Origin of the sequence: Nocardia sp. NPDC058497, from assembly GCF_042720195.1 — a bacterium.
Lineage (GTDB): Bacteria > Actinomycetota > Actinomycetes > Mycobacteriales > Mycobacteriaceae > Nocardia.
Genome location: NZ_JBHXMY010000759.1, coordinates 1 through 2,389, shown reverse-complemented (window position 1 = coordinate 2,389; position 2,389 = coordinate 1). Strand labels below are relative to the sequence as shown.

Annotated in this window: 5 protein-coding genes and 1 pseudogene; 4 read left to right on the top strand and 2 right to left on the bottom strand. The window is 63.9% G+C overall.

Features of this window, described 5'->3' with window-relative positions; genetic code table 11:
• Window positions 1-144: pseudogene (locus tag ACFWPJ_RS30565) on the top strand (phosphoglyceromutase); the annotation flags it as partial.
• Between the two features lie 139 nt (window positions 145-283).
• Here the strand turns inward: ACFWPJ_RS30565 and ACFWPJ_RS30560 are convergent.
• Window positions 284-562, bottom strand: coding sequence for a type II toxin-antitoxin system Phd/YefM family antitoxin (locus ACFWPJ_RS30560; protein WP_378856647.1), 279 nt, complete (start codon window positions 560-562; stop codon window positions 284-286).
• Window positions 563-631: 69 nt separating this feature from the next.
• Window positions 632-892 carry a hypothetical protein gene (locus ACFWPJ_RS30555; RefSeq protein ID WP_378856645.1) on the bottom strand — a complete coding sequence of 87 codons (261 nt, stop codon included), beginning with the start codon at window positions 890-892 and terminating at the stop codon, window positions 632-634.
• A gap of 96 nt (window positions 893-988) precedes the next feature.
• On the opposite strand from ACFWPJ_RS30555, the gene ACFWPJ_RS30550 reads away from it, so the two are divergent.
• From ACFWPJ_RS30550 to ACFWPJ_RS30540, 3 genes are all read left to right on the top strand, one after another.
• Window positions 989-1,336 (top strand): DoxX family protein, encoded by a 348-nt coding sequence (locus ACFWPJ_RS30550; RefSeq protein WP_378856643.1) that lies wholly within the window; start codon window positions 989-991, stop codon window positions 1,334-1,336.
• A gap of 161 nt (window positions 1,337-1,497) precedes the next feature.
• A complete protein-coding gene (locus ACFWPJ_RS30545) occupies window positions 1,498-1,863 on the top strand; it encodes a hypothetical protein (protein ID WP_378856641.1) in 366 nt (121 codons plus the stop codon).
• A gap of 140 nt (window positions 1,864-2,003) precedes the next feature.
• On the top strand, window positions 2,004-2,300 hold the full coding sequence (locus ACFWPJ_RS30540; RefSeq protein WP_378856640.1) for a hypothetical protein: 297 nt from the start codon (window positions 2,004-2,006) through the stop codon (window positions 2,298-2,300).
• The last annotated feature ends 89 nt before the right edge of the window (window positions 2,301-2,389 follow it).

Here is a 2,389-nt window from a genome sequence, read left to right as displayed (position 1 = left end):
ATCTCCAGCCTCAACATCCCCTCCGGCATCCCGATGCGCTACGAACTCCACGAGAACCTGCGCCCGGTGAAGCCCGCCGAGTACCTGGACCCGGAGGCCGCCGCCGCCGGCGCGGCCGCGGTCGCAAGCCAGGGCGGCAAGTAGTCGTTCGTTCGAATCGGCCCCACGCTGTGCACCGAGGTGGGGCCGATTCGGACCCGGTTCAGCTTCTTCAACGTCGGCCGGTCACTCTGCCATGACACGTAGTCGGACCGCCCGGTGTCGGTGAAGGTGAGTTTCCTGCTCACTGCTCGTCCGAGGCGTCGTCGGTGTCTATCAGCTCACGAGCCGTCACAGCACCGGCCTCTGCCTGTGCGATCCCTCGTGCCAGCCATGCGGCATTGGCAGGGTTGGAGAGCAGATAGGCCGTCTCCTTCATGGCTTCCCACTCGCGCAGCGAGATGACCACGGCCGGCTCCTTGTTACCACTGCGGGTGATGATCACCTCGTCGTTGTCCTCGGTAGCCGCGTCGAGCACGGCCGCAAAGTTGGCCCTGGCTTCGGTGGCATGCATAGCGCGCATGAATTCAGTGTGCGTGATCATGTACAGATTTCGGCCTCCTGTGCAGATCCAGCACCATCGGCAGGTTGGTCACGCGGTGTCTCGCCTACGCGAAGCCGCGTCCAGCTCATCGAACGCCGAGCGCGCTTGCGCGGCATCCTCGTCTGGGATCGGCCCCAACTCCCGGTCACAGGATTCGAGCAGATCACGCAATGCGGCGCGCCGAGACAGCCGATCGACGTGTTCGACCAGTGCCGCGTTCACCACAGCCGACAAGTGTGAATCGCCGAGCTCTCGTGCCAGCTCAACGACCTTTTCGTCAACCGATACGGTGATCTTACGTTTGGCCATACATTTATCCTCCCTCCTGCGATGTCACACCTGCGGCGGCTGAGTCGTCACCTCCATAGACGCCGCGAACAGCGCGGCTGCCGAAGGAGGCTCACCATGAACACCGCCTATGTCATCGTCACCGTTGTCGCCGCACTCTGGGTCGGCTTCTCGGCCTTCTCGCTTCTGCGCCGCGCGGCGTTCGTGGTCGACCCGCTGGTGGAATACGGTGTGCCGCAGAGCTGGTGGACGCCGCTGGGCCTCGCCAAGGCGGCGGGTTCGATCGGCCTGATCGTCGGCTTGTGGATTCCCGCCATCGGCGTGGCCGCGGCGATCGGCCTGATCCTGTACTTCGCGGGTGCGGTGGTGACGGTGCTGCGGGCACGCTCGTACAAGACTGTCGCCTTCCCGATCCTGTACCTGGCGCCGGTCGCCGTAGCACTCGGCCTCGGCATCGCCGCCTGATCAGACGACTCGGCACACACCTGGCGATCTACTGCCACTGAGATCGCCAGGCTGTACGCCCTGTTTCCGGCCAGGTCGGCGGGCTGGTTCTCGGTCGCCATCTCAGGTGGGCCGGGTCGGCGCTAGACTGCCTGCTGACGCTTCGACGGGGAGGGAGCTCAGTGGCTATCGGTGGGGATGCTGCGGCGCAGTTGTGGAATGCGGCGTCGTCGGGGCAGTTGACGATGGAGCCGGATGCTGCTCGGGATGTGGCTCAGGCATATCTGCGGTTCGCGGCTATGTGTGGCACGTGGTCCGACGACGCTGGGCGCCTGCAGGATATTCATGGGTTCGGGGCACTGGACTCTGCTCTGCAGCTGCAGCGAGGTTTCTCGGACAAAGCGGCAGCCGCGAGGCAAGTTCTCGAGCAGCTGGAGTCAGCAGCAAGGAAGATGGCAGATGGATACCTGCAGGCAGCGGGAATCCTTGCCGAGGCGGACCAGCTCAACGCAGCAGCATTGAGCGCGATTGCTGGGCAGGCAACATGAAAGCCGTAACGATCACAGGCTGTGTCCTTGTCGCACTGGCTGCATCTGCTTGCAGTCCGTCGACGGATTCCGACAACGCCGATCCCTCGGGCTTGGGTACATCGGCTGGTTCGACAGCGACGCAAGCGGCTCGTCCGACGTTGACGGATCCGAAGCTCCAGCCGCCGTCGCAAGACAACAAGTACACGCAATCGACCAGCCGACCGAAGGTGGTCTTCGACCCGTGTACCTGGATCAGTGACGCAGACATCGAGGCCGTGGGTTTTCGCCCCGGGTCCCGGAAGCGTGGATCGGATCTTGTCGCCGAGTACACGTTCTTGACCTGCGATTTCCGCACACCGGACAGCGCGCTGTCGCTCGGTCTGGACTCCGGAAACATCACATGGGAAGAGGACCTGCAAAAGAACGGGCATGTGCTGGAGCCGAGGTCAGAATAAAATCTCGCAACAAAGGCGCGTCGGGGGGAGTATCGGGCGCTCTTGGGGTGTCTGGGGTGGCAGCCGGGCGACACGAGAGAGCGGAGAGT